Source organism: Chryseobacterium taeanense, assembly GCF_900099685.1.
Classification (GTDB): domain Bacteria; phylum Bacteroidota; class Bacteroidia; order Flavobacteriales; family Weeksellaceae; genus Chryseobacterium; species Chryseobacterium taeanense.
On the sequence record NZ_FNDW01000003.1, the window covers coordinates 172,012 to 194,448 of the forward strand.

Annotated in this window: 37 protein-coding genes; 1 reads left to right on the forward strand and 36 read right to left on the reverse strand. The window is 35.4% G+C overall.

Features of this window, described 5'->3' with window-relative positions:
* Positions 1-100: 100 nt before the first annotated feature.
* The 8 genes from BLR30_RS06200 to BLR30_RS06240 all read right to left on the reverse strand — a co-directional run bounded on the left by BLR30_RS06200 (position 101) and on the right by BLR30_RS06240 (position 7,705).
* Positions 101-1,387 carry a citrate synthase gene (locus tag BLR30_RS06200; protein WP_089856230.1) on the reverse strand — a complete coding sequence of 429 codons (1,287 nt, stop codon included), beginning with the start codon at positions 1,385-1,387 and terminating at the stop codon, positions 101-103.
* 86 nt (positions 1,388-1,473) lie between these two features.
* Complete coding sequence (gene eno / locus BLR30_RS06205; protein WP_089856232.1) at positions 1,474-2,766, reverse strand: phosphopyruvate hydratase; 1,293 nt, start codon at positions 2,764-2,766, stop codon at positions 1,474-1,476.
* A 191-nt stretch (positions 2,767-2,957) separates the two neighbouring features.
* On the reverse strand, positions 2,958-4,088 hold the full coding sequence (locus tag BLR30_RS06210) for a hypothetical protein (RefSeq protein WP_089856234.1): 1,131 nt from the start codon (positions 4,086-4,088) through the stop codon (positions 2,958-2,960).
* A 4-nt stretch (positions 4,089-4,092) separates the two neighbouring features.
* A complete protein-coding gene (locus tag BLR30_RS06215) occupies positions 4,093-4,410 on the reverse strand; it encodes a hypothetical protein (protein ID WP_089856236.1) in 318 nt (105 codons plus the stop codon).
* A gap of 15 nt (positions 4,411-4,425) precedes the next feature.
* On the reverse strand, positions 4,426-4,761 hold the full coding sequence (locus BLR30_RS06220) for a hypothetical protein (protein WP_089856238.1): 336 nt from the start codon (positions 4,759-4,761) through the stop codon (positions 4,426-4,428).
* A 111-nt stretch (positions 4,762-4,872) separates the two neighbouring features.
* The gene (locus tag BLR30_RS06225) at positions 4,873-5,601 is read right to left on the reverse strand and encodes a sensor histidine kinase (protein WP_228400728.1); all 729 of its coding nucleotides are present in this window, start codon (positions 5,599-5,601) and stop codon (positions 4,873-4,875) included.
* A gap of 653 nt (positions 5,602-6,254) precedes the next feature.
* Positions 6,255-7,067 (reverse strand): hypothetical protein, encoded by an 813-nt coding sequence (locus BLR30_RS06235; protein ID WP_089856244.1) that lies wholly within the window; start codon positions 7,065-7,067, stop codon positions 6,255-6,257.
* A gap of 5 nt (positions 7,068-7,072) precedes the next feature.
* The gene (locus BLR30_RS06240; protein WP_089856246.1) at positions 7,073-7,705 is read right to left on the reverse strand and encodes a response regulator; all 633 of its coding nucleotides are present in this window, start codon (positions 7,703-7,705) and stop codon (positions 7,073-7,075) included.
* 182 nt (positions 7,706-7,887) lie between these two features.
* On the opposite strand from BLR30_RS06240, the gene BLR30_RS06245 reads away from it, so the two are divergent.
* Positions 7,888-8,307 carry a hypothetical protein gene (locus BLR30_RS06245; protein ID WP_089856529.1) on the forward strand — a complete coding sequence of 140 codons (420 nt, stop codon included), beginning with the start codon at positions 7,888-7,890 and terminating at the stop codon, positions 8,305-8,307.
* Between the two features lie 56 nt (positions 8,308-8,363).
* Here BLR30_RS06245 and rplQ read toward each other — a convergent pair whose 3' ends face one another.
* The 28 genes from rplQ to rplC form a co-directional block, all read right to left on the reverse strand.
* The gene (rplQ, locus tag BLR30_RS06250; RefSeq protein ID WP_089856248.1) at positions 8,364-8,888 is read right to left on the reverse strand and encodes a 50S ribosomal protein L17; all 525 of its coding nucleotides are present in this window, start codon (positions 8,886-8,888) and stop codon (positions 8,364-8,366) included.
* A 6-nt stretch (positions 8,889-8,894) separates the two neighbouring features.
* Positions 8,895-9,890, reverse strand: coding sequence for a DNA-directed RNA polymerase subunit alpha (locus BLR30_RS06255; RefSeq protein ID WP_089856249.1), 996 nt, complete (start codon positions 9,888-9,890; stop codon positions 8,895-8,897).
* 33 nt (positions 9,891-9,923) lie between these two features.
* A complete protein-coding gene (gene rpsD / locus BLR30_RS06260; protein WP_029297746.1) occupies positions 9,924-10,532 on the reverse strand; it encodes a 30S ribosomal protein S4 in 609 nt (202 codons plus the stop codon).
* Between the two features lie 19 nt (positions 10,533-10,551).
* Positions 10,552-10,941: a 30S ribosomal protein S11 gene (gene rpsK / locus BLR30_RS06265; protein ID WP_002983263.1), complete on the reverse strand. Its 390-nt coding sequence runs from the start codon at positions 10,939-10,941 to the stop codon at positions 10,552-10,554.
* A gap of 12 nt (positions 10,942-10,953) precedes the next feature.
* Entirely contained in the window at positions 10,954-11,331 is a 378-nt protein-coding gene (rpsM, locus tag BLR30_RS06270; RefSeq protein ID WP_027381318.1) for a 30S ribosomal protein S13, read from the reverse strand.
* Positions 11,332-11,340: 9 nt separating this feature from the next.
* Positions 11,341-11,457: a 50S ribosomal protein L36 gene (gene rpmJ, locus BLR30_RS06275; protein ID WP_007839480.1), complete on the reverse strand. Its 117-nt coding sequence runs from the start codon at positions 11,455-11,457 to the stop codon at positions 11,341-11,343.
* A 76-nt stretch (positions 11,458-11,533) separates the two neighbouring features.
* A complete protein-coding gene (infA, locus tag BLR30_RS06280) occupies positions 11,534-11,749 on the reverse strand; it encodes a translation initiation factor IF-1 (RefSeq protein ID WP_029297754.1) in 216 nt (71 codons plus the stop codon).
* Between the two features lie 3 nt (positions 11,750-11,752).
* Positions 11,753-13,132, reverse strand: coding sequence for a preprotein translocase subunit SecY (gene secY, locus BLR30_RS06285; RefSeq protein WP_089856251.1), 1,380 nt, complete (start codon positions 13,130-13,132; stop codon positions 11,753-11,755).
* A gap of 9 nt (positions 13,133-13,141) precedes the next feature.
* On the reverse strand, positions 13,142-13,591 hold the full coding sequence (gene rplO / locus BLR30_RS06290) for a 50S ribosomal protein L15 (protein ID WP_089856253.1): 450 nt from the start codon (positions 13,589-13,591) through the stop codon (positions 13,142-13,144).
* A gap of 96 nt (positions 13,592-13,687) precedes the next feature.
* A complete protein-coding gene (rpmD, locus tag BLR30_RS06295; protein WP_029297759.1) occupies positions 13,688-13,864 on the reverse strand; it encodes a 50S ribosomal protein L30 in 177 nt (58 codons plus the stop codon).
* A gap of 11 nt (positions 13,865-13,875) precedes the next feature.
* Entirely contained in the window at positions 13,876-14,397 is a 522-nt protein-coding gene (gene rpsE / locus BLR30_RS06300; protein ID WP_042721505.1) for a 30S ribosomal protein S5, read from the reverse strand.
* 19 nt (positions 14,398-14,416) lie between these two features.
* Positions 14,417-14,770, reverse strand: coding sequence for a 50S ribosomal protein L18 (gene rplR / locus BLR30_RS06305; RefSeq protein ID WP_029297764.1), 354 nt, complete (start codon positions 14,768-14,770; stop codon positions 14,417-14,419).
* 15 nt (positions 14,771-14,785) lie between these two features.
* Positions 14,786-15,331 carry a 50S ribosomal protein L6 gene (gene rplF, locus BLR30_RS06310; RefSeq protein ID WP_089856255.1) on the reverse strand — a complete coding sequence of 182 codons (546 nt, stop codon included), beginning with the start codon at positions 15,329-15,331 and terminating at the stop codon, positions 14,786-14,788.
* A gap of 17 nt (positions 15,332-15,348) precedes the next feature.
* Positions 15,349-15,747 (reverse strand): 30S ribosomal protein S8, encoded by a 399-nt coding sequence (rpsH, locus tag BLR30_RS06315; protein WP_039364085.1) that lies wholly within the window; start codon positions 15,745-15,747, stop codon positions 15,349-15,351.
* Positions 15,748-15,894: 147 nt separating this feature from the next.
* Positions 15,895-16,164: a 30S ribosomal protein S14 gene (gene rpsN / locus BLR30_RS06320; RefSeq protein ID WP_027387207.1), complete on the reverse strand. Its 270-nt coding sequence runs from the start codon at positions 16,162-16,164 to the stop codon at positions 15,895-15,897.
* Between the two features lie 3 nt (positions 16,165-16,167).
* Positions 16,168-16,719, reverse strand: a complete 552-nt coding sequence (gene rplE, locus BLR30_RS06325) for a 50S ribosomal protein L5 (protein ID WP_072883928.1) — start codon at positions 16,717-16,719, stop codon at positions 16,168-16,170.
* Between the two features lie 13 nt (positions 16,720-16,732).
* Positions 16,733-17,059: a 50S ribosomal protein L24 gene (gene rplX / locus BLR30_RS06330; protein WP_034678023.1), complete on the reverse strand. Its 327-nt coding sequence runs from the start codon at positions 17,057-17,059 to the stop codon at positions 16,733-16,735.
* A gap of 19 nt (positions 17,060-17,078) precedes the next feature.
* The gene (gene rplN / locus BLR30_RS06335) at positions 17,079-17,447 is read right to left on the reverse strand and encodes a 50S ribosomal protein L14 (RefSeq protein WP_007839504.1); all 369 of its coding nucleotides are present in this window, start codon (positions 17,445-17,447) and stop codon (positions 17,079-17,081) included.
* Between the two features lie 2 nt (positions 17,448-17,449).
* On the reverse strand, positions 17,450-17,704 hold the full coding sequence (gene rpsQ / locus BLR30_RS06340) for a 30S ribosomal protein S17 (RefSeq protein WP_029297775.1): 255 nt from the start codon (positions 17,702-17,704) through the stop codon (positions 17,450-17,452).
* A gap of 12 nt (positions 17,705-17,716) precedes the next feature.
* Positions 17,717-17,902 carry a 50S ribosomal protein L29 gene (rpmC, locus tag BLR30_RS06345; RefSeq protein WP_027381309.1) on the reverse strand — a complete coding sequence of 62 codons (186 nt, stop codon included), beginning with the start codon at positions 17,900-17,902 and terminating at the stop codon, positions 17,717-17,719.
* A gap of 12 nt (positions 17,903-17,914) precedes the next feature.
* Positions 17,915-18,340, reverse strand: a complete 426-nt coding sequence (gene rplP, locus BLR30_RS06350) for a 50S ribosomal protein L16 (protein ID WP_089856257.1) — start codon at positions 18,338-18,340, stop codon at positions 17,915-17,917.
* 100 nt (positions 18,341-18,440) lie between these two features.
* Positions 18,441-19,196 (reverse strand): 30S ribosomal protein S3, encoded by a 756-nt coding sequence (gene rpsC, locus BLR30_RS06355; RefSeq protein WP_089856259.1) that lies wholly within the window; start codon positions 19,194-19,196, stop codon positions 18,441-18,443.
* A 7-nt stretch (positions 19,197-19,203) separates the two neighbouring features.
* The gene (rplV, locus tag BLR30_RS06360) at positions 19,204-19,602 is read right to left on the reverse strand and encodes a 50S ribosomal protein L22 (RefSeq protein ID WP_029297778.1); all 399 of its coding nucleotides are present in this window, start codon (positions 19,600-19,602) and stop codon (positions 19,204-19,206) included.
* A 2-nt stretch (positions 19,603-19,604) separates the two neighbouring features.
* On the reverse strand, positions 19,605-19,883 hold the full coding sequence (gene rpsS, locus BLR30_RS06365; protein ID WP_002983209.1) for a 30S ribosomal protein S19: 279 nt from the start codon (positions 19,881-19,883) through the stop codon (positions 19,605-19,607).
* 2 nt (positions 19,884-19,885) lie between these two features.
* Positions 19,886-20,707 (reverse strand): 50S ribosomal protein L2, encoded by an 822-nt coding sequence (rplB, locus tag BLR30_RS06370; protein WP_027381305.1) that lies wholly within the window; start codon positions 20,705-20,707, stop codon positions 19,886-19,888.
* A 22-nt stretch (positions 20,708-20,729) separates the two neighbouring features.
* Positions 20,730-21,020, reverse strand: coding sequence for a 50S ribosomal protein L23 (rplW, locus tag BLR30_RS06375; RefSeq protein ID WP_042720941.1), 291 nt, complete (start codon positions 21,018-21,020; stop codon positions 20,730-20,732).
* Between the two features lie 3 nt (positions 21,021-21,023).
* Positions 21,024-21,653: a 50S ribosomal protein L4 gene (gene rplD, locus BLR30_RS06380; RefSeq protein WP_089856261.1), complete on the reverse strand. Its 630-nt coding sequence runs from the start codon at positions 21,651-21,653 to the stop codon at positions 21,024-21,026.
* Complete coding sequence (gene rplC, locus BLR30_RS06385) at positions 21,644-22,270, reverse strand: 50S ribosomal protein L3 (protein WP_089856263.1); 627 nt, start codon at positions 22,268-22,270, stop codon at positions 21,644-21,646. Before rplC ends, rplD begins: the two co-directional genes overlap by 10 nt.
* Positions 22,271-22,437: the final 167 nt, after the last annotated feature.

Sequence of the window (22,437 nt, forward strand, 5' to 3'; positions counted from 1 at the left end):
TTAATGAATTTAATATCTCAATTGCCTATTTTAAAAAAGTTTTCTGAAAATAAAAAATCCCAAAGCTTGCTTTGGGATTGATATATAGTAATATAAAATATTATCTGTTGGTCATATCGATGTAGTCTCTCTTCTGAGCACCCTGATAAACCTGTCTTGGTCTTCCGATAGGATCTCCTTTCAGTCTCATTTCTTTCCACTGAGAAATCCATCCAGGAAGTCTTCCTAATGCAAACATTACAGTGAACATTTCTGTAGGAATTCCCAAAGCTCTGTAGATAATTCCTGAATAGAAATCTACGTTTGGATATAGTTTTCTTTCTATGAAATACTCGTCTTCCAGAGCCACTTTTTCCAACTGCATCGCGATATCCAAAGCTTTATCATGAATACCCAATGCATTAAGGATATCATCAGCCGCCTTTTTAATGATTTTCGCTCTTGGGTCAAAGTTTTTGTACACTCTGTGTCCGAAGCCCATCAAACGGAAACTGTCGTTTTTATCCTTAGCTTTAGCCACCCATTTGTTTACATCTCCACCATCTTTTTCGATAAGCTCAAGCATTTCGATTACAGCCTGGTTTGCACCACCATGAAGCGGCCCCCAAAGTGCAGAAACCCCAGCTGAAATAGAAGCAAAAAGACCTGTATGAGCAGAACCTACCATTCTTACTGTAGAAGTAGAACAGTTTTGTTCGTGATCTGCGTGAAGAATTAATAATTTATCTAACGCCTGAACTACTACAGGATCGATTTCAAATTCCTGATTTGGCATTCTGAATGCCATTTTGTAGAAGTTTTCTACATAATTCAGGCTGTTGTCTCCGTGATTAAGCGGTAATCCCTGAGTTTTTCTGTACGTCCATGCACAAAGATGAGAGAATTTTGCAATCATCAGTTCAGCAGCATGATCCATTTCTTCTTTAGAATTTACATTCACAGCTTTAGGATTAAAAGCCGTTAAAGCGGAAGTTAAAGAAGATAAAACGCCCATTGGGTGAGCAGAACGAGGGAAAGCATCAATTAGCTTTTTCATCTCTTCTGCCACGAAATTATATTTTTTAATGTTTGATTCGAAAGAGTTGTACTGATCCTGAGTAGGTAATTCGCCGTTTAGCAAAAGGTACATTACTTCTGTGAAGTTGGATTTATCAGCAATTTGCTCGATCGGATATCCTCTGTAGAATAATTCTCCTTTATCTCCGTCTAAGTAAGTGATTTCACTAAGTGTAGCGCCTGTGTTTTTGTAGCCTAAATCAAGAGTAATAAGACCCGTTTGGTCTCTTAATTTTGAAATATCGATTCCTCTGTCTCCGATAGTACTATCCACAATTGGATATTCATACGAATTACCGTCGTAATTCAATATTACTTTGTTGTCTGACATTCTTTATTTTTTTTCTAAATATACTACTTATTACAAAATACGGCAAACTAAAAATTTCGCTTGCCGTTATTTATAAATTCGATTAATTATCTTTTGATTTTAAAGGCATCTAAGCCTGGGAAAACTGCAGTTTCGCCAAGAGCTTCCTCAATTCTCAACAATTGGTTGTATTTTGCCATTCTGTCTGATCTTGAAGCTGAACCTGTTTTAATCTGTCCGCAGTTCATTGCTACTGCTAAATCAGCAATCGTAGAATCTTCTGTTTCTCCAGATCTATGAGACATTACAGAGGTGAATCTGTTATTCTGAGCCATTTGCACCGCTGCCATAGTTTCAGAAAGAGAACCAATTTGGTTTACTTTTACAAGGATTGAGTTGGCAATTCCTTCTTTTACTCCTCTTGAAAGCCTTTCTACGTTTGTTACGAATAAATCGTCTCCTACTAACTGTACTTTGTCTCCGATTTTATCAGTTAGCATTTTCCAACCTTCCCAGTCGTTTTCCTGCATTCCGTCTTCGATAGAGATAATCGGATATTTTGCAGCTAATTCTGCCAAATATGAAACCTGCTCACTGCTCGAGAACTGGGCAGCATCCGGAGTCTGGAATTTTCTGTAGTCGTAAATTCCATCTTTGTAGAATTCGGAAGCAGCACAGTCAAGCGCTAACATGATATCGTCACCAGGTTTGTAACCTGCCTTTTCGATTGCCTGAAGCAAGGTATCCAAAGCATCTTCAGTTCCTTTAAAAGTAGGTGCAAAACCACCTTCATCTCCTACCGCCGTAGATAAACCTCTTGAATGAAGAATTGATTTAAGATTATGGAAAATTTCAGTTCCTTTTCTTAATGCGTGAGAGAAAGAATCTGCTTTCACCGGCATAATCATGAATTCCTGAAACGCGATAGGCGCATCTGAGTGAGAACCACCATTGATAACGTTCATCATTGGAACAGGAAGCGTGTTGGCATTTACGCCGCCCACATATTTATATAAAGGCATTCTCAATTCTGTAGCAGCAGCTTTGGCAGCCGCCAAAGAAACTCCTAAAATTGCATTGGCACCAAGATTTCCTTTATTGCTCGTTCCGTCAAGATCAATCATAATCTGGTCGATAAAGTTTTGATCGTAAACCGGAAGCCCCACGAGCTCAGGCGCAATTACTTCTCTTACATTCTCAACAGCCTTAAGAACACCTTTCCCCATATATTCTGAACCGCCATCACGCAATTCGACCGCTTCATGCTCTCCTGTAGACGCTCCGGAAGGTACTGCTGCACGACCCATCGCACCGCTTTCCGTGAATACATCTACTTCAACTGTAGGATTTCCTCTTGAATCTAAAATTTGTCTCGCTTCTATGTAAGAAATGTAACTCATTGTTCGTTTTTTTATAGTTCAGACAAATTTAATCAATTTTTGACTTTTTAAAGCAAATGAAGGCTAATTTATACGTTTATTCAGAGTTAAATTTTAGTTAATTTTGAGATTGTGATAGTTTGTCGTGATTAAAAAATAAAACCTTTTCTAAAATTAAATCAGAAAAAGACCGAACTTATATTCCGGATTGCTTATTCATTTTTTATCGCGTCAAAATTAAAGCTGATATTCAGAAATCCGAAAAGATTATTATTTTCAATATCATATTTTAAAACTAAAGGAATCCAAAGATTTTTTAAAACTTTTATTCTTAAATCTGCATTTGCCAGAAACTGATTGTTTTTTTCATCTTCCATTAAACCTGAGAAGATTCTTTTAAATTCAAAATTCGGTTTAAACTCTATTAAAGATTCTTCTCCTTTTTTGAGAATGGAAATATTTAACCCTAACTGAGAAGAAAATTCTTTTCTTTTAATTAAAGATGTCGCCAAACTGTCTTTTGCTTTAAACTGGTTTCTAAAATCAATTTCCATTTTATTGCCTTTTTTCGTCAGTCCCTGCAGGTAAACTAAACTGGCATCGTATTCATCAAGAAACTTAGCATCTTTTTTAAAATTGCTATGAAATCCTACCGTAAGCAACGGACGCATTCTTATGGCTTCAATTTCATCGTTAAACTGTTTTTCAAAAGCTTTTGACATTTGGGTATAATCTTCCGGCAAGGTATTTAAAAATTCTTCAGGTAGGTTTTCACGAGGGATGTATTGCCCTTTTTCGTATGCATCGTTTATAATTTGTTTTAATCTTATAAATTCATCATCATTATTATGGATTTGCCTATAGGCCTGAAGTTTGTCAATTAGCATAGAATTAGAACCCTGAAACAGATCTTCTAATTCCTTTGACGTTTTGGCTATGCTCAAATCTCTCTTGTTCACAATTGCCCAATCAAAACCGTACTGGAAACCGTCAAATTTGTAGTCATTATCAAGATTTAATCCTACTGCAATCTGAAAATTTCTGCTGAAAGTTTCCCGGGCATAATTGTAATCGACCAGCAAAGTGCTGTCAGCTCTGGACTTTATTGAAAATAGACTTGCTTTATACTGGAATGATTTTTTATCGCCGGTAAGATCTTTCACAGCCGCCTGCATAAAATCTGTCATAACATCTTTCCAGTTTCCTGTTTTTGTTTCCTGTATTCTCTTGTAAACTCCGGCTGAACTTATTGTTCTCTCATTCAGCTTAATTTCCTGAGCTATAATTATCGTGAAATTTTGAAGAAGGATGATGAAAAACAATTTAAAGATTAGATTTTTCATGGCTTTAGTTTGTATTAAATGAATAGGTGACCAGATAAGCTTTTCCGGTTCTGGTAACGGGGTTTCTATCAGATGTCGGATCAAAAGTAAAATTGTCACATTCAAGTTTAATTACTGTTCTTCTGTCATCCGCAATTGGGTTTGAACCAATAATGTACAGATCATATTCGGTGTTATCCTCCAGGTTGAATTCGTGTGAAAAAGAAGCGTCTTTTGTCATTTCAATGATTGGCACCGTACTTCCTTTTTTAAAGAGTTTAAAAACAATTCCTAAAATTGAAGTTCCGCCAGTTACAGTAAGGTTTAATGTTAAAGGTTTCATTGTTATTAATTTTTATTATTTAGAATTGTTAGGCGAAGGGGCAAGAAGTCCAGCCAGAGCTCCGATGGCTCCTGATGATATAGCTGTAAAAATGGTGATGATCTGAGGATTAAAATCATCTTTCTCCACAGTGATTGTCATAATAGTTAGAGTAATTATAATTGAGAAAATTGCTAATCCGAGAGATATAACAATGATTCTATAAATCCAGGGATCAGTATCTTTCGGGTTTGTAACAACGAGGTTTTCGGCCGCTTTCACGGGATCTGCCTTGAATTCTTCCTGAAGTGCGGGATTATTATTTAATGCTGTTTTAAAGTCTTCAAATGTGTTATCAATTGTCGTTTTCATGATTGCTTGTTTTTAAATTTATATTTCAAAGTTATTATTAAAATTAATTTATTTCAATTCCACAAAAAGGTGATTTTCAGACAAAATCGCATTTAAATATTCAAAATTCAATTACAATTCTATTCTGAAAAATAGATGCGTGCCGTTTTCCGTAGTAATTTCACAATGTCCGTTCTGTTCCTGCATTCTACGTTTCATATTCCGCAGTCCGTTTCCCTCTGGTTCTTCATGGTTAATTCCAATTCCATTATCGGAAATTCTCATCATGAATTCTTTATCTTTTTGGATAAATGATAGTTTAATCTGATCGGATTGACTGTGCTTGTACGCATTATTCAACGCTTCTTTTAAGCATAAAAACAGATTCCTTCTTTGTTCCGTTGATACGGCAGTTTCTTCATCTATATTTTCACTTTCTGTAATAATTAGAATTTTAGTTTTTTTAAGAAAGTTCTGTGCATACATTTTAGCATAATCGATAAAATTTCCCAGCGTATCATTCCCTGAATTTAAACTCCACAACATTTCCCTCATGGAAAGGTTCATTTCTTCGGAGGTTTTCAGCATCTCATCGATATCGTTTTTCAGATCGTCATTTTCAGCTCGTTGTTTTAAAAATTCTGCCTGAAGTTTTAAAGCTGAAATTCCTGCACCGAGATCATCGTGCATATCGTGAGAAATTCTTTCCCGCTCTTTTTCGATGAGTTTTTGTTTTTCAAGTTCTTTCTGGAGAAGCTGGTTTTGATGTTCGGATTCTTTGAGCTGTTTTTCTTTGAGGTTTAAAAGTTGTTTTCGGTTATACATCAATACGACAAAAACAATGAAGCCTATAAATAGCATTGTTACTATTGCTGCGGTTATATAAACTATCTTAATTTCTATGGGGAGATTTTTCATCTTTTACAAAATAAGCTACGCATAAATAATAAATAGGTTATTATATTAATCAAAGTAAAAACTTTAGATATTTCCTCTAAAAACCCGACATCTTCGTTGTTAAAATAGTACATCGGAAACATTCTGAAAATATAAAATACAGCCCAAAACAATAATGAAATACTTAGCCAGAAAAAACTTAAGTTTATCAAACTATCTTCCTGATTATTATCTGATATCTTTTGATACATCCAAAACAAGGAAATAAAAATTAAAAAAAGGCAATACAAATATCCTGTGACAATGGAATATTCAGTTTCTGATATAAAAATGAATATTCCGCTTAGTATCAAAAAAAAGAAGCAGACAATCTTTAAAACAAGGTTTTTATTGGTTTCTTTAAAATAAATAAATCCGAAATATCCAATACAAAACATATCTAAATAGTTATACAATCTTTCGGTTACAAAATTTACTTTCATTGTAAATAATATTTCAACGATGATTGTAATCCCAAAATAAACCGGAAAAAGATTTTTCCATGATCTTTTATACATCATGGAAAAAATAAAGTTCATCCCTAAGACAACGTAATATGTTATATTGAGAATACTCATCTAACATCCCGGCGGGCAAAGGCCGTTTCTGTCATAAAATCCTCTACCTTGAATTCCGACAAAGTCTTTTCCTTGGTAATATCCCAATATCATAATAAATGTCAGTCTATGTTTATAGCTTGCTTTAAATGAAGATCCATTTGCACAAGATACTTCAAACATTTCGTCAGAAGTATGTATTGCAGGATTAAAAGAGATAACAAGATTGGGATATTTTGGTCTTTGCTCATTAAGCATATCATAAAAAGTATTACGTAACATAAACGTTTCGGTATTTGAAGTTGTAGGATCATGCAGACGAATATGTTCATCTAATACTGTTTTAAGTCCTTCATTATACCCCGTTTTGTAATTATCAAATTCACCTTTTGTAATTTCCTCTTTTCTTAAATTGTTATCTAAGGTGTAATATTTTTTCTCCGTTTCATCTTCGAATAAAAAAAACAGTCTCTTTTCGTTCGCTCCTATAAAGATTTTCATTTGTTGATAACTTCCAAATAAATCTTTGATAACTTCATAAGATATATCAAGCCTTTGCTTATAAATTTCAGCAATATCATCTGAATTATTGAATTCACCTGTCATACTTCTAGCCATTGCCTCATCTATTTCATCGCCGGTCATTTGTTCGCGAATTTTATAAGCCCCCCAGTTGATTTCCTCTCTTTCTATAAAGCCACTTGAGTCTAGTCTTGAAATTTCATCACGGCAAAAAGATTGTATTTGACTTAGTTCATCAACGGTAAAAATCCCATACTCTACAAGCTGATGAATTCTCCCTGTTACATTCAGTAGATCTTGATTTCCTTCCATAATTCTTAGTTTTTAAAATTGTTAAGTTTATTAATAGCCTCCACTTTATTACTGACGTGGAGTTTTCTGTAAATGTTTCCAACATGCTTTTTAACAGTATCGATACTGATAAATTTTTTGTCAGCGATTTCTTTATACAGCAAACCTTGAGAAAGTAGCTCCAGAATTTCTTTTTCCCTTTCTGTCAACTCATCAAAACCTTTTATTTCAGGAAGTTTTCTCTCGAAGTGGCTGAGAACTTTTCGGGCAATCGAGAAACTCATGGGAGCGCCACCGTTATATACATCTCTTATTGATGAAAGGATCTTATCCATACTTTCGCCCTTTACAAGATATCCCATTGCACCGGCTTTAAGAGAACTGAAAACTTTTTCATCATCTTCAAAACTGGTACACATGATAAACTGCGTTCCCGGCATTTCCTTTTTAAGTTTCTCAATAATTTCAATGCCGAGCATATCCTGAAGCTGAATATCCATCATAACAACATCCGGGGAAATGTCAGAAAGATTTTTCAGCGCTTCATTCCCATTGAAAAACTGGGCAACAACTTTCATATCATCCTGATAATTGATGACTTTCTTTAACGCATTGTTGTAGTTCTTTTCGTCTTCTACTATGGCTATGGAAATGCTCATGTTTATGGTTTGTTTAAGGCAAATTTCACCAGAAAAAAGAGAAATGTCAATTACTCTTTCGGGTAATATTTTAAAGTTTTAAGCTTCGTTTATTGGTTTAGTTTTTGTTTTTACTAAATTTAGTGAAAATTACTTTACTTTTGAAAATATTTAACAATCAATACATTAAAAAAATTAACATCATGAAAAAAGGAATTTTCATAGCAGTTGCAACAATATCACTGTCAGTAATAAGTTGCAAAAAAAGTGAGAGCGGAAATAAAAATGTTTTAAAATCAGACAGTTCGGAAGTGATATTAGCAGATAACGGGAAAGTAGATTCCACTGTTCAGTATCAAACTGATGTGAATGGAAAAAAATATATAAAAACAGATTACGTTTACAAAGCTACCGACGGAAGCCTGGTAAAAGTAGTTTTTAATTATGAAGAAAAAACCATGAGTGTAAGAAGCAACAACAAGACTTTTATCTTGAATAAGGTAGAATCTACGGGAAATGAAACGACGTATGAAAAAATGGATATGAAAGCCACCGTAAAAGGTGACAGTTTGATTTTAGACCAGGGAAATAATATCATCCAACTTGTAAAGACAAAAATTTAAACATAAAAAAACCGTTCAGCAATCTGAACGGTTTTTCTTTTATATCTGAATGAATATTATTCTTCAGTTTTTTCCTCTGCAGAATCAGCAGCTTCAGCCGTTGGCTCAGCAGCCTTTTCTTCTACTACAGGAGCTTCAGCAACCACAGCTTCTTTTTTAGCTGTTGTAGATCTTCTGCTTCTTCTTGTAGCTTTTTTCTCTTCAGCATTAGGATTGTAAAGCTCATTGAAGTCTACCAATTCGATAAGAGCAGTATCAGCAGCATCACCTGGTCTGAAACCTGTTTTGATGATTCTTGTATAACCACCGTTTCTCTCAGCGATTTTAGGTGCTACAGTTCTGAACAATTCAGCAACTGCTTCTTTATTTTGAAGATATGAAAAAACAATTCTTCTGTTGTGTGTAGTATCTTCTTTTGCTTTTGTTAATAGAGGCTCAACATATACTCTTAAAGCTTTAGCTTTAGCAACAGTAGTGTTGATTCTTTTATGCTCAATTAGAGAACAAGCCATATTAGAAAGTAAAGCACTTCTGTGAGAAGCTGTTCTTCCTAAGTGATTGAATTTTTTACCGTGTCTCATTATTAATTATTTATCAGCGTCTAACTTATATTTTGCAACGTCGAAACCGAAGTTAAGACCTTTTGAATGCACTAATTCTTCTAGTTCTGTCAAAGATTTTTTACCAAAATTTCTGAATTTCATCAAATCAGACTTACTGTAAGAAACCAATTCTCCAAGTGTTTCAACTTCAGCCGCTTTCAGACAGTTCAAGGCTCTTACGGAAAGATCCATATCTGCTAATTTAGACTTAAGGAGTTGTCTTGTATGAAGAGTTTCTTCATCGTATTGGATAGATGCTTTTACAGCTTCCGTTTCAAGGGTGATTCTCTCATCAGAGAACAACATGAAATGATAAATTAATATCTTAGAAGCTTCTGTTAAAGCATTCTGAGGACTGATAGATCCGTCAGTTTCTATATCTAATACAAGTTTTTCGTAGTCTGTTTTTTGCTCTACACGATAATTTTCAATGCTATACTGTACTTTCTTGATTGGCGTAAAAATAGAGTCAATAGCAATAGTACCTACAGGTGCATTGTTCGACTTATTTTGTTCAGAAGGCACATACCCTCTTCCTTTTTCTATATTGAAAGTAATTTCGAAAGTTACATCATTGTTTAGGTTACAAATCACTAAATCCGGGTTTAATACCTCAAATCCGTTGATAGATTTACCTAAATCACCAGCAGTAATAATCGTTTGCCCCGAAACTTTAGCAACAACCTGCTCATTAGACTGGTTTTCTGCCGTAGCTTTTAATCTTACCTGCTTAAGGTTAAGGATAATTTCGGTAACATCTTCGATTACTCCTGGAATAGTTGAAAATTCGTGCTCTACACCTTCTATTTTGATAGATGAAATAGCGTATCCTTCCAGAGAAGAAAGCAACACTCTTCTCAAAGCATTACCGATTGTAAGCCCGAAACCTGGTTCTAGTGGTCTGAATTCAAACTGACCTCTAAAATCATCAGAGTTAAGTAAAATTACTTTATCGGGTTTTATGAATTGTAAAATTGCCATATTATTGGGTTGAGCAAAAATTTGATTAAAAAATTATTTAGAGTAAAGTTCGACGATAAGCTGTTCCTTGATGTCTTCCGGAATTTGGATTCTCTCAGGAGCAGAAACGAAAGTACCTTCTTTCTTCTCATCGTTGAATTGTAACCACTCATAATTTGCTTTAGAAGCTAATGCGTTTGTAACAACTTCAAGAGATTTAGATTTCTCTCTTACAGCGATTACGTCACCTGCTTTTAGCAAATAAGATGGAATATTTACCAGCTCTCCGTTCACAGTAATGTGTCTGTGAGAAACAAGCTGTCTAGCAGCAGATCTTGTTTTAGCAAAACCTAATCTGTACACTACATTATCCAATCTAGATTCGCAAAGTTGTAATAGAACTTCACCTGTTACACCTTTACTTCTGTGTGCTTTGTCGAATAAGTTAGCAAACTGTCTTTCTAAAATACCGTAAGTATATTTAGCTTTTTGTTTTTCAGCCAACTGAACTGCATATTCAGATTTTTTAGCACCTCTTCTTTTGTTAGGACCATGTTGTCCTGGCGGTTGGTTTTTTCTCTTTTCGAAGTTTTTGTCATCTCCGTAGATTGCAGCACCAAACTTTCTCGCAATCTTAGTTTTAGGACCAATATATCTTGCCATAATGGATAAATTCTAAAAATTAAACTCTTCTTCTTTTTGGTGGTCTACATCCATTGTGCGGCATAGGTGTCACATCAATGATTTCGCTAACTTCAATTCCTGAATTGTGAATAGATCTGATCGCAGATTCTCTACCTGCACCAGGACCTTTTACAAACACCTTTACTCTTCTTAATCCAGCTTCGTGAGCTACAGCAGAGCAATTTTCAGCTGCCATCTGAGCAGCAAATGGAGTATTCTTTTTAGAACCTCTGAAACCCATTTTACCGGCAGAAGCCCAAGAGATAACCTCTCCGTTTTTATTTGTTAAAGAAATGATGATGTTATTGAAAGAAGCCTGAATATGAGCTTCACCAATAGCTTCAACTTTTACTTTTCTTTTCTTAACTACTTTAGTTTGTTTTGCCATAATTCCTAACGATTATTTACTAGCTTTTTTCTTGTTAGCAACAGTTTTTCTCTTTCCTTTTCGGGTTCTAGAGTTGTTTTTCGTTCTCTGGCCTCTTAAAGGTAATCCAAGTCTGTGACGTATTCCTCGTTGGCATCCTATGTCCATTAATCGCTTAATGTTCAATTGCACTTCAGATCTTAGTTCCCCTTCTACTTTAATGTTTTCAGAGATATAGTTTCTGATTGCAGCCAATTCATCGTCATTCCATTCGTTGACTTTCTTGTCTTCGCTGATACCGGCAGCTTTAAGGATTTCTGAAGAAGTACTTCTTCCAATTCCGTAGATGTAAGTTAAACCGATAACACCTCTTTTGTTTTTTGGTAAATCAATACCTGAAATTCTCGCCATAATTTAATGTTAGCCTTGTCTTTGTTTAAATTTTGGGTTCTTCTTGTTGATTACGAATAGTACACCTTTTCTGCGTACGATTTTGCAATCAGCGCTTCTTTTTTTAATTGATGCTCTTACTTTCATTTGAAAATATTTATCTTTTTTAACAATAGCCAAATGAAACACATGTTCCATTTGGCAGATTGTTTTTTATATCTAATTAATATCTAAATGTAATTCTCCCTTTCGACAAATCGTAAGGAGACATTTCTAATTTTACCTTATCACCAGGTAATAATTTAATATAATGCATACGCATTTTACCAGAGATATGAGCAATAAGAACATGCCCATTTTCCAGTTCAACACGGAACTGAGCGTTCGAAAGTGCTTCCGTAATAACGCCGTCCTGTTCAATATGTTTTTGTTTTGCCATAAATTAATATCCAGTCGTTCTTGATAATTTAGACTGCATTAAGCCATCATAATGATGGTTCAGCAGATAGGTATTAATCTGTTGAACAGTATCTAAAATTACTCCCACCATAATCAATAGTGACGTTCCCCCGAAAAATAAGGCGAACGCATCTGTCTGAACAAAGCTTCCGTGTACAATTGCCGGAAGGACTGCAAAGATAGATAAAAAAATTGCACCTGGCAAGGTAATTTTTGATAAAATATCATCTAAATAATCAGCCGTCTCTTTTCCTGGTCTTACCTTCGGTACTAAACCTCCATTTCTCTTCAAATCATCAGCCATCTGGTTTACCGGAATTGTAATTGCAGTATAGAAAAACGAGAAGATAATAATCAATAGAGCGAACAATACATTGTACTGCCAGCTAAAAACATTCTTGAAGCCAGCAAGAAAAGTGTTAGATTCATCTACTTTAGTCAATAATCCCGGTACGAACATCAATGCCTGAGCAAAGATGATCGGCATTACACCGGCAGCATTTACTTTCAATGGAATCCACTGTCTTGCTCCTTGCATTAGATTTCTGTTTACACCTCCTCTTGCCTGAGCTCTGCTTACATACTGGATAGGGATTTTTCTTACAGCAACGGACAATACCACCGCTAAAAGAACCACTACCATCCAGAAAATTACTTCAATAAGGATCATGATAGACCCCATTCCTCCTTTTCCGTTCTGAACTGCTATTTCCTGTACGAATGCCTCTGGTAATCTTGAAAGAATCCCCACCATAATAAGGATAGAGATACCATTTCCGATACCTTTGTCGGTGATTTTTTCACCCAACCACATTGCGAACACTGAACCGGCAACCAAAATAACAATACTTGGCAACCAGAACATGATAGAATTTGGCTCTACATAATAAGCAGATGAGAACTGAGCATACGGTAAGAACAATTGAGTAATAGAAGTTAAATAAGAAGGTGCCTGTACAAGACAAACTCCGATTGTTAACCATCTAGTTATCTGATTCAATGTATTTCTACCTGACTCTCCATCTTTCTGAAGCTTCTGAAGATAAGGAATAGCCATCCCCATCAACTGAACAATAATAGAAGCAGAAATATAAGGCATGATCCCTAACGCCATTACGGAAGCGTGGCTGAAAGCTCCTCCCGTAAACGACGAAAGCAAGCCAAGGAGACCTGCTCCTTGCTTGTTACCGCCTTGATTTTTATAATGCTCTAAGAGATCTCCCACTTCTGCAAGGTTAATTGCAGGTAGAGAGATATAAGATGCGAATCTATACACAAGGATAATTCCTAAAGTAAAGATAATTTTATCTCTAAGTTCTTTAAGACTCCAAATATTTTTGAGGGTTTGTATAAATTCTTTCATTAGTAATTATTATAAGGTAATTGCTTTTCCACCTGCTTTAGCGATAAGCTCTTCAGCAGATTTAGTGAATTTGTCAGCAGAGATTGAAACCGCAGATTTCAATTCTCCTCTACCCATAATTTTCACTAATTCGTTTTTAGTAATTAAACCGTTTTCAATCATAACTTCTCTTGTAATATCTCCTGTGATAGATTTATTCTCAATTAAAGTCTGGATTGTATCAAGGTTAATTCCTCTAAACTCTTTTCTGTTTACGTTTTTAAAACCGAATTTCGGTAATCTTCTTTGTAAAGGCATCTGACCTCCTTCAAAACCGATCTTCTGAGAATATCCGGCTCTTGATTTCTGTCCTTTGTGACCTTTTGTAGAAGTACCTCCTTTTCCAGTACCCTGACCTCTACCAATTCTTTTTGAATTGAAAGTAGATCCTGCAGCTGGCTTTATGTTGTTTAAATTCATTTTTTTATTGATTTAAAGATTAAATAAATTAAAGATTAAAAAATTCCGACTAAAATAGAAAGAATATTTTAATCTTTTAATCTTTGAATTTTTTAATTATTTCTGAACTTCAAGTAAGTGACTAACTGCAGCTATCATTCCTAAGATAGAAGGAGTAGCTTCGTGTTCTACAACTTGATGAAGTTTCTTTAGTCCTAATGCTTCAAGCGTTCTCTTTTGGGTTTTTGTTCTTCCAATAGCGCTTCTTACTTGCTTTACTTTGATTGTTGCCATTGTTTTATATATTAACCGTTAAACACTTTACTTAGAGAAACTCCTCTCATTCTAGCGATCTCTTCAGGTCTTCTGATATCCAATAACGCTTTGAAAGTAGCTTTCACTACGTTGTGAGGGTTAGAAGATCCTTTAGATTTTGAAAGGATATCGTGGATACCAGCAGACTCCAATACCGCTCTTACCGCACCTCCGGCGATAAGCCCTGTACCGTGAGAAGCAGGTCTCAAGAAGATATCTGCACCTCCGTATCTTGCAGTCGTTTGGTGAGGAATTGTGTGGTTCATTACAGGAACTTTCACAAGGTTTTTCTTAGCATCTTCAACTGCTTTAGCAATTGCAGAAGCAACTTCTTTAGATTTTCCTAAACCGAAACCGATCACACCTTCTTCGTTACCTACTACAACAATAGCAGAAAATCCGAAAGCTCTACCTCCTTTAGTTACTTTTGTTACTCTATTAACAGCTACGAGACGATCTTTAAGTTCTAATCCTCCCGGTTTTACTCTTTCTATATTATCTAGTCCTAACATATTTTCCGAAATTTAATGATTAGAATTTAAGTCCACCTTCTCTCGCACCGTCAGCAAGAGCTTTTACTCTTCCATGATATACGAATCCGTTTCTATCAAATACAATATTTTCGATTCCTGCAGCGATAGCTTTAGCAGCGATAGCTTTACCTACAGCAGCAGAAACTTCAGTCTTAGTTCCGTTAGCCTCAACACCTTTCTCTCTAGAAGAAGCAGAAGCTAAAGTTTTTCCACTGTTATCGTCGATTAACTGAGCGTAAATTTCCTTATTACTTTTGTATACAGATAATCTTGGCAATTCAGAAGATCCGGAGATTTTTCCTCTTACTCTTCTTTTGATTCTTATTCTTTTTTCTACTTTACTTAATGCCATAATACTTATAATTTATTAAGCAGATTTACCAGCTTTACGTCTAACAATTTCCCCTACGAATCTTACACCTTTTCCTTTGTATGGTTCAGGCTTTCTGAAAGAACGGATCTTTGCAGCTACCATCCCTAGAAGTTGGTTGTCGTGAGACGTTAAAGTAATAATTGGGTTTTTACCTTTTTCAGTCAATGTATCTACTTTTACTTCGCTTGGAAGTTCTAATACGATACCGTGAGAGAATCCTAAAGCTAACTCAAGTTTTTGACCTGCGTGTGAAGCTCTGTATCCTACTCCTACTAGTTCCAGTTTCTTTTCGAAACCTTGATTTACACCAACAATCATGTTGTTGATTAACGCTCTGTATAAACCGTGAAGCGCTTTGTGTTGTTTAGCATCAGATGGTCTGTTTACGTTCAGTTCACCATCTTTCTGTTCTATAGTAATTCCACCTGTAAGCTCCTGAGAAAGTTCTCCTTTAGGACCTTTTACAGTTACTACACCGTCTTTTTCAGTGATTGTAACTCCTGCTGGAACTGTTATAATTGCTTTACCAATTCTTGACATTTTCCTGTGATTAAAAATTAATAAACATAGCAGATTACTTCACCGCCTACTTTTTCTTCTCTAGCTTTCTTGTCAGTCATTACTCCTTTAGAAGTAGAGATGATAGAAATACCCAAACCGTTTAGTACTCTTGGAAGCTCGGCTGAACCTTTGTACTGTCTCAAACCTGGTCTAGAAGCTCTTTGGATAGACTTGATAGCAGGTTTGTTGGTTTGCTTGTCGTACTTTAAAGCGATTTTGATTGTTCCTTGAACAGCGCTATCTTCAAACTTGTAGTTTAAGATATACCCTTGATCAAATAAAATCTTAGTAATCTCCTTTTTGATTTTCGATGCAGGAATTTCCACCACTTTGTGGCCTGCGCTTTGTGCGTTCCTTACTCTTGTTAGGAAATCTGAAATTGGATCTGTTACCATTTTTCTTTTATAAATTATTGGTTAAAGAACAATCAGTATTGTAAGGACTTGAAGAGTAAAATATCAGACCTCAGAAACTTCGGTCTGATATTTTGTATCTTTAGTATCCAGACAACTTAATTGTCCCTATTTTTTAATTAGTAATTATTACCAACTAGCTTTTTTAACTCCCGGGATAAGACCGTTGTTTGCCATTTCTCTGAAAGTTACTCTGGAAATACCAAACGTTCTCATGTATCCTCTTGGTCTTCCTGTTAATTTACATCTGTTATGTAATCTTACAGGAGAAGCATTTTTAGGCAATTTCTGAAGTCCTTCATAATCACCAGCTTCTTTTAAAGCTTTTCTTTTATCAGCGTATTTAGCTACTAACGCTTCTCTTTTGCGCTCACGCGCTTTCATTGATTCTTTAGCCATTTCTTAGTTCTTTTTGAATGGTAAACCGAAGTGAGTTAATAATGCTTTAGCTTCTTTATCTGTTTTCGCAGTAGTAACGAAAGTGATATCCATACCTTGGATTTTTTTCACTTTGTCGATTACGATTTCAGGGAAGATGATCTGCTCAGTAATCCCTAAGTTGTAATTTCCTCTACCATCGAAACCATCTGCCTTGATTCCAGAGAAATCTCTGATACGTGGCAAAGCAGAAGAAGTTAATCTATCCAAGAACTCATACATTTTGTTAGCTCTTAGCGTAACTTTAGCCCCTACAGGCATACCTTTTCTTAGTTTGAAAGCAGCTTCGTCTTTCTTAGAGATCGTACCAACAGCTTTCTGACCAGTGATATTCGTTAATTCTTCAACAGCATAATCGATGATTTTCTTATCTGCAGTAGCATCTCCTAAACCTTGAGATAAAACGATTTTCTCAAGTCTAGGCACCTGCATTACAGATTTGTATCCGAATTCTTCCATCATTGCAGGAACAATCGTTTCTTTATATGCTTTTTTGGGTCTTGCTATATATTCCATGTATTCTTAAAAATTATAAAGTTTCACCCGTTTTTTTGTTGATTCTTACTTTCTTATCTCCTTCGATTTTGTAACCTACTTTGATAGCTTTTCCGTCTTTACCAACTAAAGCTACGTTTGAGATATGAATAGAAGCTTCTTTCTCAGTGATTCCTCCTTGAGGGTTAGAAGCTGAAGGCTTAACGTGTTTTTTAACGATGTTAAGTCCTGCAACGATAACTCTAGGGTCTCTTCCTTCTTTTTTGATCACTTCAATAACTTCACCTGTACCACCTTTAAGACCTTTCTTTCCGGTAGTTACGATTACGTTATCTCCTCTTTTTATTTTTAACTTTGACATTTTTTTAAAATTTTAAATATTAAAGTACTTCAGGAGCTAATGAAATGATTTTCATATATTCTTTGTCTCTCAACTCACGGGCAACCGGTCCGAAAACACGTGTTCCTCTCATTTCTCCTGCTGCGTTTAGCAATACACAAGCATTGTCTTCAAATTTGATGTATGAACCATCTTTTCTTCTTACTGCTTTTTTAGTTCTTACTACTACAGCTTTAGATACCTGACCTTTCTTAGCGTTTCCTGATGGTGTAGAATCTTTGATAGTAACAACGATTTTATCACCAACTGAAGCATATCTTCTTCTGGTTCCTCCCAGAACTCTGATAACCAATACTTCTTTAGCACCTGTGTTATCAGCAACTTTTAATCTTGATTCTGTTTGTAACATTATTACTTAGCTTTTTCAATGATTCTTACTAATCTCCATCTTTTGTTTTTGCTCAAAGGTCTAGTTTCCTGGATTAAAACTGTATCGCCCTCTGCGCATTCGTTGTTCTCGTCGTGTGCAGTATATTTTTTCGTTTTCAATACGAATTTACCGTACATCGGGTGTTTTACTCTCGTAGTTTCACTAACAACAATAGTTTTTTCCATTTTATTGCTGGAAACCACTCCGATTCTTTCTTTTCTTAAATTTCTATCCATTGTAAAATGAAATTATTGTTTGTTAGTTAACTCAGTATTTAGTCTAGCGATTGTTTTTCTCAAATCTCTGATTTGGATCGGGTTTTCAATTGGGCTGATTGCATGAGCCAATTTCAATTTAGAATATTGAGCTTTTGCTTCAGTCAATTGAGCTTGAATATCACCCGCGCTTAAATTTTTAATATCAGCTTTTTTCATTGTATTCAAAGATTAAAGAGGTTTAACAAAATCGTTAGCAACTACAAATTTAGTAACTACAGGTAATTTTTGTGCAGCAAGTCTAAGAGCTTCCTTAGCGATTTCGTAAGGTACACCTCCGATTTCGAACATAATTTTACCTGGTTTTACTACAGCTACCCAATATTCCACGGCACCTTTACCTTTACCCATCCTTACTTCAGCTGGTTTTTTAGTAATTGGCTTATCCGGGAAGATTTTGATCCATAGTTGACCTTCTCTCTTCATATATCTTGTCGCAGCGATACGAGCAGCTTCAATTTGTCTTGCAGTGATCCAAGCACCTTCTGTCGCCTTGATTCCGAAAGTTCCATAAGCAAGTTGATTACCTCTCTGGGCATTCCCCTTCATTTTCATCTTATGAACTCTACGGAACTTGGTTCTTTTTGGTTGTAACATAATTTCTAAATTTTAGATTTTAGATTTTAGATTTTAGATTGTTTTTTATTTTAAAAAAGTAACGGTAATTTAAAATTCAAAATGGTCTAATCTAAAATTTTTAATTATTATTGTTATTATTGTTATTGTTCTTTCTAGGTCTTCTGTTGTCTCTGTCTCCTCCTCTGTTATCTCTTCTGTCTGACTGACCTCCTTTTTTCTGTTGTCCCACTAGTGGAGAAAGTTCTCTTTTACCGTAAACTTCACCTTTCATGATCCAAACTTTTACGCCTAGCTTTCCGTACTGAGTTAGCGCCTCACCGATATGGTAATCGATATCTGCTCTGAAAGTAGACAATGGAATTCTTCCGTCTTTGAAAGATTCTGATCTTGCCATTTCAGCACCGTTCAATCTACCAGAGATCTGAACTTTGATACCTTCTGCACCCATTCTCATTGTACCTGCTATCGCCATCTTTACAGCTCTTCTGTAAGAAATTCTGTTTTCGATTTGCTTAGCAATACTGTCAGCTACTAATACTGCATCAAGCTCAGGTCTTTTGATTTCGAAGATGTTGATCTGAATATCCTTTTTAGTCAATTTCTTCAACTCTTCTTTTAATTTATCAACTTCCTGACCTCCTTTACCGATGATAAGTCCCGGTCTAGCAGTAGTAATTGTAACTGTTACTAATTTTAATGTTCTTTCAATATAAATTCTTGAAATCCCACCTTTAGATAATCTAGCTTCAAGGTATCTTCTGATTTTGTAGTCTTCCGCGATTCTGTCACCATAATCGTTTCCGCCAAACCAGTTAGAATCCCATCCTCTGATGATACCTAATCTGTTACCAATTGGATTTGTCTTCTGTCCCATACCTTGATTAATTTTCTTTATTACCTAAGATTAATGTAACGTGGTTAGATCTTTTTCTGATTCTGTACCCTCTACCTTGTGGAGCTGGTCTTAGTCTCTTCAATTGTCTTGCACTATCCACGAATATTTCTTTAACGATAAGGTTTGCTTCCTCAATGTCAGCTCCCTCGTTTTTCACTTGCCAGTTGGCAATTGCAGAAAGAAGTAATTTTTCTAATTTGTTAGAAGCTTCTTTCTTAGAATATTTAAGGATATAAAGAGCTTTATCTACTTGCTCTCCTCTAATGATATCAGCAACTAATCTCATTTTTCTAGGAGAAGATGGGCAGTTATTTAATGAAGCTTTAACAACGTCTTTGTTAGCTTCTTTTCTTGCGATTGAACTATCTTGTTTTCTTGATCCCATGATTATCTGCTTCCTTTGTTTTTGTTACCACCATGACCTCTGAAAGATCTTGTTGGAGAAAATTCGCCTAACTTGTGACCTACCATGTTTTCTGTAACATAAACAGGGATAAAAGATTTCCCGTTGTGTACAGCAATAGTTTGTCCTACGAAGTCCGGAGAGATCATCGATGCTCTAGACCAAGTTTTGATAACTGTCTTCTTACCAGACTCTATATTTGCCTGAACCTTCTTATCTAAAGTATGATGAATGAACGGTCCTTTTTTAAGTGATCTTGCCATAATTATTTTCTTTTAGATACGATGTAACGGTTAGACACTTTGTTTTTCTTTCTAGTTTTGTAACCTTTAGCCGGTTTACCGTTTCTAGATCTTGGGTGACCTCCTGAAGAACGTCCTTCACCACCACCCATTGGGTGATCTACTGGGTTCATTACTACCGCTCTTGTTCTTGGTCTTCTACCTAACCATCTGCTTCTACCAGCTTTACCTGATACTGTTAATTGGTGATCAGAGTTGGAAACTGAACCGATCATTGCCATACATTCAGTAAGGATCATTCTTGATTCTCCTGAAGGTAATTTGATGATCGCATATTTCCCATCTCTTGAAGTTAATTGCGCTGAAGAACCAGCACTTCTTGCTAAAATAGCACCTTGACCAGGTTTCATTTCAACACAAGAAATTACAGTACCCAATGGAATGTTTTTCAATTTCATTGCGTTACCTACATTTGGTTCTACGCTTTCACCTGAAACTACTTTCTGATCTACTTTGATACCGTTTGGAGCGATGATATATCTCTTCTCTCCGTCAGCATATTCTAATAAAGCGATAAATGCAGTTCTGTTTGGATCGTATTCTACAGATTTTACAGTTGCTTCAACGTTTGCTTTGTTTCTTTTGAAGTCAATAATTCTGTATTTCTTTTTGTGTCCACCGCCGGTGTAACGCATGGTCATTTTACCAGTTTGGTTACGTCCACCTGACTTTTTAATACCAACAGTTAGAGATTTCTCTGGTTTGTTGGTAGTAATTTCCTCAAAATTGTTTACAATTCTGAATCTCTGTCCCGGGGTGATAGGTTTTAATTTTCTAACAGACATTACTATTATTTATAATTAATAATTAATTTACAGCAAAAATATCGATAACCTCACCTTCAGCAAGTTTGATTACCGCTTTTTTCAATTTGTTTGTCTTTCCAACCTGAAGACCTTTTTTAGTGTATTTCGAAGAAACCTTCGGAGCATAAATCATTGTATTAACGTCTGCTACTTTTACACCATAAGCCGCTTCTACAGCTTTTTTAATTTGGATTTTATTCGCCTTAGTATCTACCAAGAAAGAATAAGAACCTCTTAAATCCGTAAGGTAATTAGCCTTTTCTGAGATAACTGGTTTAATAATAATAGACATGATTTATTTCTTTAAATTTTCCTGGAATTTTTCAACTGCACCTTCGAAGAATACGATCTCACCTGCATTTACTAAATCGTAAGAACTTACTTCGTTGAAGTTCATTACTTTAGTTTTAGGTAAGTTTCTTGAAGATAAATACACATTCTTGTTAGCTTCAGGAAGAATGAATAAAGATTTTTTACCGTTCAATGTTAATGCATCTAATAAAGTAATGAAATCTTTAGTCTTAGGAGCGTTAAGGCTCATATCTTCTAAAACTTTGATGCTGTTGTCTCTCATTTTCTGAGAAAGAACAGATTTTTTAGCTAATCTCTTAAGCGCTTTGTTCAATTTGAATCTGTAGTCTCTTGGTTTTGGCCCGAATACTCTACCTCCACCTCTGAAAACTGGAGATTTGATATCCCCGTATCTTGCAGAACCAGATCCTTTTTGCTTCTTAAGTTTTTTAGTAGAAGCCGTGATTTCGCTTCTTTCTTTTGCTTTATGAGTCCCTTGTCTTTGTGCAGCAAGGTACTGTTTAACTTCTAAGTAAACCGCGTGCTGATTTGGCTCGATTCCGAATACTGATTCGTCTAGAGTTACTTTTCTTCCGGTCTCTTTTCCTGATGTATTTAATACTACTAGTTCCATTTTCTGATAATTACATAAGAATTTTTAGCTCCCGGAACAGCACCTTTTACTACTAAAAGATTTTGTTCTTGATCCACTTTTAATACCTGAAGGTTTTGTACAGTTACCTGCTTACCTCCCATTCTACCAGCCATTCTCATCCCTTTGAATACTCTTGAAGGGTCAGATCCAGCACCGATAGAACCTGGAGCTCTAAGTCTGTTGTGCTGACCATGAGTTGCCTGCATTACACCTCCAAAGCCATGTCTTTTAACAACACCTTGGAAACCTTTACCTTTTGAAGTTCCTGTTACGTCAACATATTCACCTTCAGTGAACAAATCAACTTTTACTTCCTCTCCTACTTTTACTTCATCAACGAATTCATTATAGAATTCAACCAATTTAGCTTTAGGAGCAGAACCAGCCTTTTTAAAATGGCCAGCTAACGCTTTACCAACGTTCTTCTCACTCTTGTCATCGAAACCTAATTGAACTGACTTATAACCGTCTTTTTCAATGGTTCTGACCTGTAAAACCGAGCACGGACCAGCTTGAATAACTGTACAAGGAATGTTTTTCCCTTCTTCGTTAAACAAAGATGTCATACCGATTTTTTTACCAATAATACCTGACATTGTTTATATTATAATAAAATTTATCCTTTATTTATCATCATTTTCAGGAAGTCTGAAGTAATTTCTACGTTTGATGTAGGCATACTACGCCCCTAAAATGAGTGTGCAAATTTATGAATAAAATTTAATCTGACAAATATTTATAACAAAATATTTTGATTTTTAAT

Bases quoted from the DNA above. Each gene is read 5' to 3' on its own strand.
- BLR30_RS06200 (WP_089856230.1), bottom strand. From the start codon at position 1,387: ATGTCAGACAACAAAGTAATATTGAATTACGACGGTAATTCGTATGAA.
- eno (WP_089856232.1), bottom strand. From the start codon at position 2,766: ATGAGTTACATTTCTTACATAGAAGCGAGACAAATTTTAGATTCAAGA.
- BLR30_RS06210 (WP_089856234.1), bottom strand. From the start codon at position 4,088: ATGAAAAATCTAATCTTTAAATTGTTTTTCATCATCCTTCTTCAAAAT.
- BLR30_RS06215 (WP_089856236.1), bottom strand. From the start codon at position 4,410: ATGAAACCTTTAACATTAAACCTTACTGTAACTGGCGGAACTTCAATT.
- BLR30_RS06220 (WP_089856238.1), bottom strand. From the start codon at position 4,761: ATGAAAACGACAATTGATAACACATTTGAAGACTTTAAAACAGCATTA.
- BLR30_RS06225 (WP_228400728.1), bottom strand. From the start codon at position 5,601: ATGCTATTTATAGGCTTCATTGTTTTTGTCGTATTGATGTATAACCGA.
- BLR30_RS06235 (WP_089856244.1), bottom strand. From the start codon at position 7,067: ATGGAAGGAAATCAAGATCTACTGAATGTAACAGGGAGAATTCATCAG.
- BLR30_RS06240 (WP_089856246.1), bottom strand. From the start codon at position 7,705: ATGAGCATTTCCATAGCCATAGTAGAAGACGAAAAGAACTACAACAAT.
- BLR30_RS06245 (WP_089856529.1), top strand. From the start codon at position 7,888: ATGAAAAAAGGAATTTTCATAGCAGTTGCAACAATATCACTGTCAGTA.
- rplQ (WP_089856248.1), bottom strand. From the start codon at position 8,888: ATGAGACACGGTAAAAAATTCAATCACTTAGGAAGAACAGCTTCTCAC.
- BLR30_RS06255 (WP_089856249.1), bottom strand. From the start codon at position 9,890: ATGGCAATTTTACAATTCATAAAACCCGATAAAGTAATTTTACTTAAC.
- rpsD (WP_029297746.1), bottom strand. From the start codon at position 10,532: ATGGCAAGATATATTGGTCCTAAAACTAAGATTGCGAGAAAGTTTGGT.
- rpsK (WP_002983263.1), bottom strand. From the start codon at position 10,941: ATGGCAAAACAAACTAAAGTAGTTAAGAAAAGAAAAGTAAAAGTTGAA.
- rpsM (WP_027381318.1), bottom strand. From the start codon at position 11,331: ATGGCGAGAATTTCAGGTATTGATTTACCAAAAAACAAAAGAGGTGTT.
- rpmJ (WP_007839480.1), bottom strand. From the start codon at position 11,457: ATGAAAGTAAGAGCATCAATTAAAAAAAGAAGCGCTGATTGCAAAATC.
- infA (WP_029297754.1), bottom strand. From the start codon at position 11,749: ATGGCAAAACAAAAACATATTGAACAGGACGGCGTTATTACGGAAGCA.
- secY (WP_089856251.1), bottom strand. From the start codon at position 13,132: ATGAAAGAATTTATACAAACCCTCAAAAATATTTGGAGTCTTAAAGAA.
- rplO (WP_089856253.1), bottom strand. From the start codon at position 13,591: ATGAATTTAAACAACATAAAGCCAGCTGCAGGATCTACTTTCAATTCA.
- rpmD (WP_029297759.1), bottom strand. From the start codon at position 13,864: ATGGCAACAATCAAAGTAAAGCAAGTAAGAAGCGCTATTGGAAGAACA.
- rpsE (WP_042721505.1), bottom strand. From the start codon at position 14,397: ATGTTAGGACTAGATAATATAGAAAGAGTAAAACCGGGAGGATTAGAA.
- rplR (WP_029297764.1), bottom strand. From the start codon at position 14,770: ATGGCATTAAGTAAAGTAGAAAAAAGAATAAGAATCAAAAGAAGAGTA.
- rplF (WP_089856255.1), bottom strand. From the start codon at position 15,331: ATGTCAAGAATTGGTAAAGCAATTATAACAGTTCCAGCAGGAGTTACA.
- rpsH (WP_039364085.1), bottom strand. From the start codon at position 15,747: ATGGTAACAGATCCAATTTCAGATTTCCTAACAAGAGTAAGGAACGCA.
- rpsN (WP_027387207.1), bottom strand. From the start codon at position 16,164: ATGGCTAAAGAATCAATGAAAGCGCGTGAGCGCAAAAGAGAAGCGTTA.
- rplE (WP_072883928.1), bottom strand. From the start codon at position 16,719: ATGGAATATATAGCAAGACCCAAAAAAGCATATAAAGAAACGATTGTT.
- rplX (WP_034678023.1), bottom strand. From the start codon at position 17,059: ATGTCAAAGTTAAAAATAAAAAGAGGAGATAACGTAATCGTAACTACC.
- rplN (WP_007839504.1), bottom strand. From the start codon at position 17,447: ATGTTACAAACAGAATCAAGATTAAAAGTTGCTGATAACACAGGTGCT.
- rpsQ (WP_029297775.1), bottom strand. From the start codon at position 17,704: ATGGATAGAAATTTAAGAAAAGAAAGAATCGGAGTGGTTTCCAGCAAT.
- rpmC (WP_027381309.1), bottom strand. From the start codon at position 17,902: ATGAAAAAAGCTGATATTAAAAATTTAAGCGCGGGTGATATTCAAGCT.
- rplP (WP_089856257.1), bottom strand. From the start codon at position 18,340: ATGTTACAACCAAAAAGAACCAAGTTCCGTAGAGTTCATAAGATGAAA.
- rpsC (WP_089856259.1), bottom strand. From the start codon at position 19,196: ATGGGACAGAAGACAAATCCAATTGGTAACAGATTAGGTATCATCAGA.
- rplV (WP_029297778.1), bottom strand. From the start codon at position 19,602: ATGGGATCAAGAAAACAAGATAGTTCAATCGCAAGAAAAGAAGCTAAC.
- rpsS (WP_002983209.1), bottom strand. From the start codon at position 19,883: ATGGCAAGATCACTTAAAAAAGGACCGTTCATTCATCATACTTTAGAT.
- rplB (WP_027381305.1), bottom strand. From the start codon at position 20,707: ATGTCTGTTAGAAAATTAAAACCTATCACCCCGGGACAGAGATTCAGA.
- rplW (WP_042720941.1), bottom strand. From the start codon at position 21,020: ATGTCTATTATTATTAAACCAGTTATCTCAGAAAAGGCTAATTACCTT.
- rplD (WP_089856261.1), bottom strand. From the start codon at position 21,653: ATGGAACTAGTAGTATTAAATACATCAGGAAAAGAGACCGGAAGAAAA.
- rplC (WP_089856263.1), bottom strand. From the start codon at position 22,270: ATGTCAGGTATTATTGGTAAAAAAATCGGTATGACATCTTTGTTTAAC.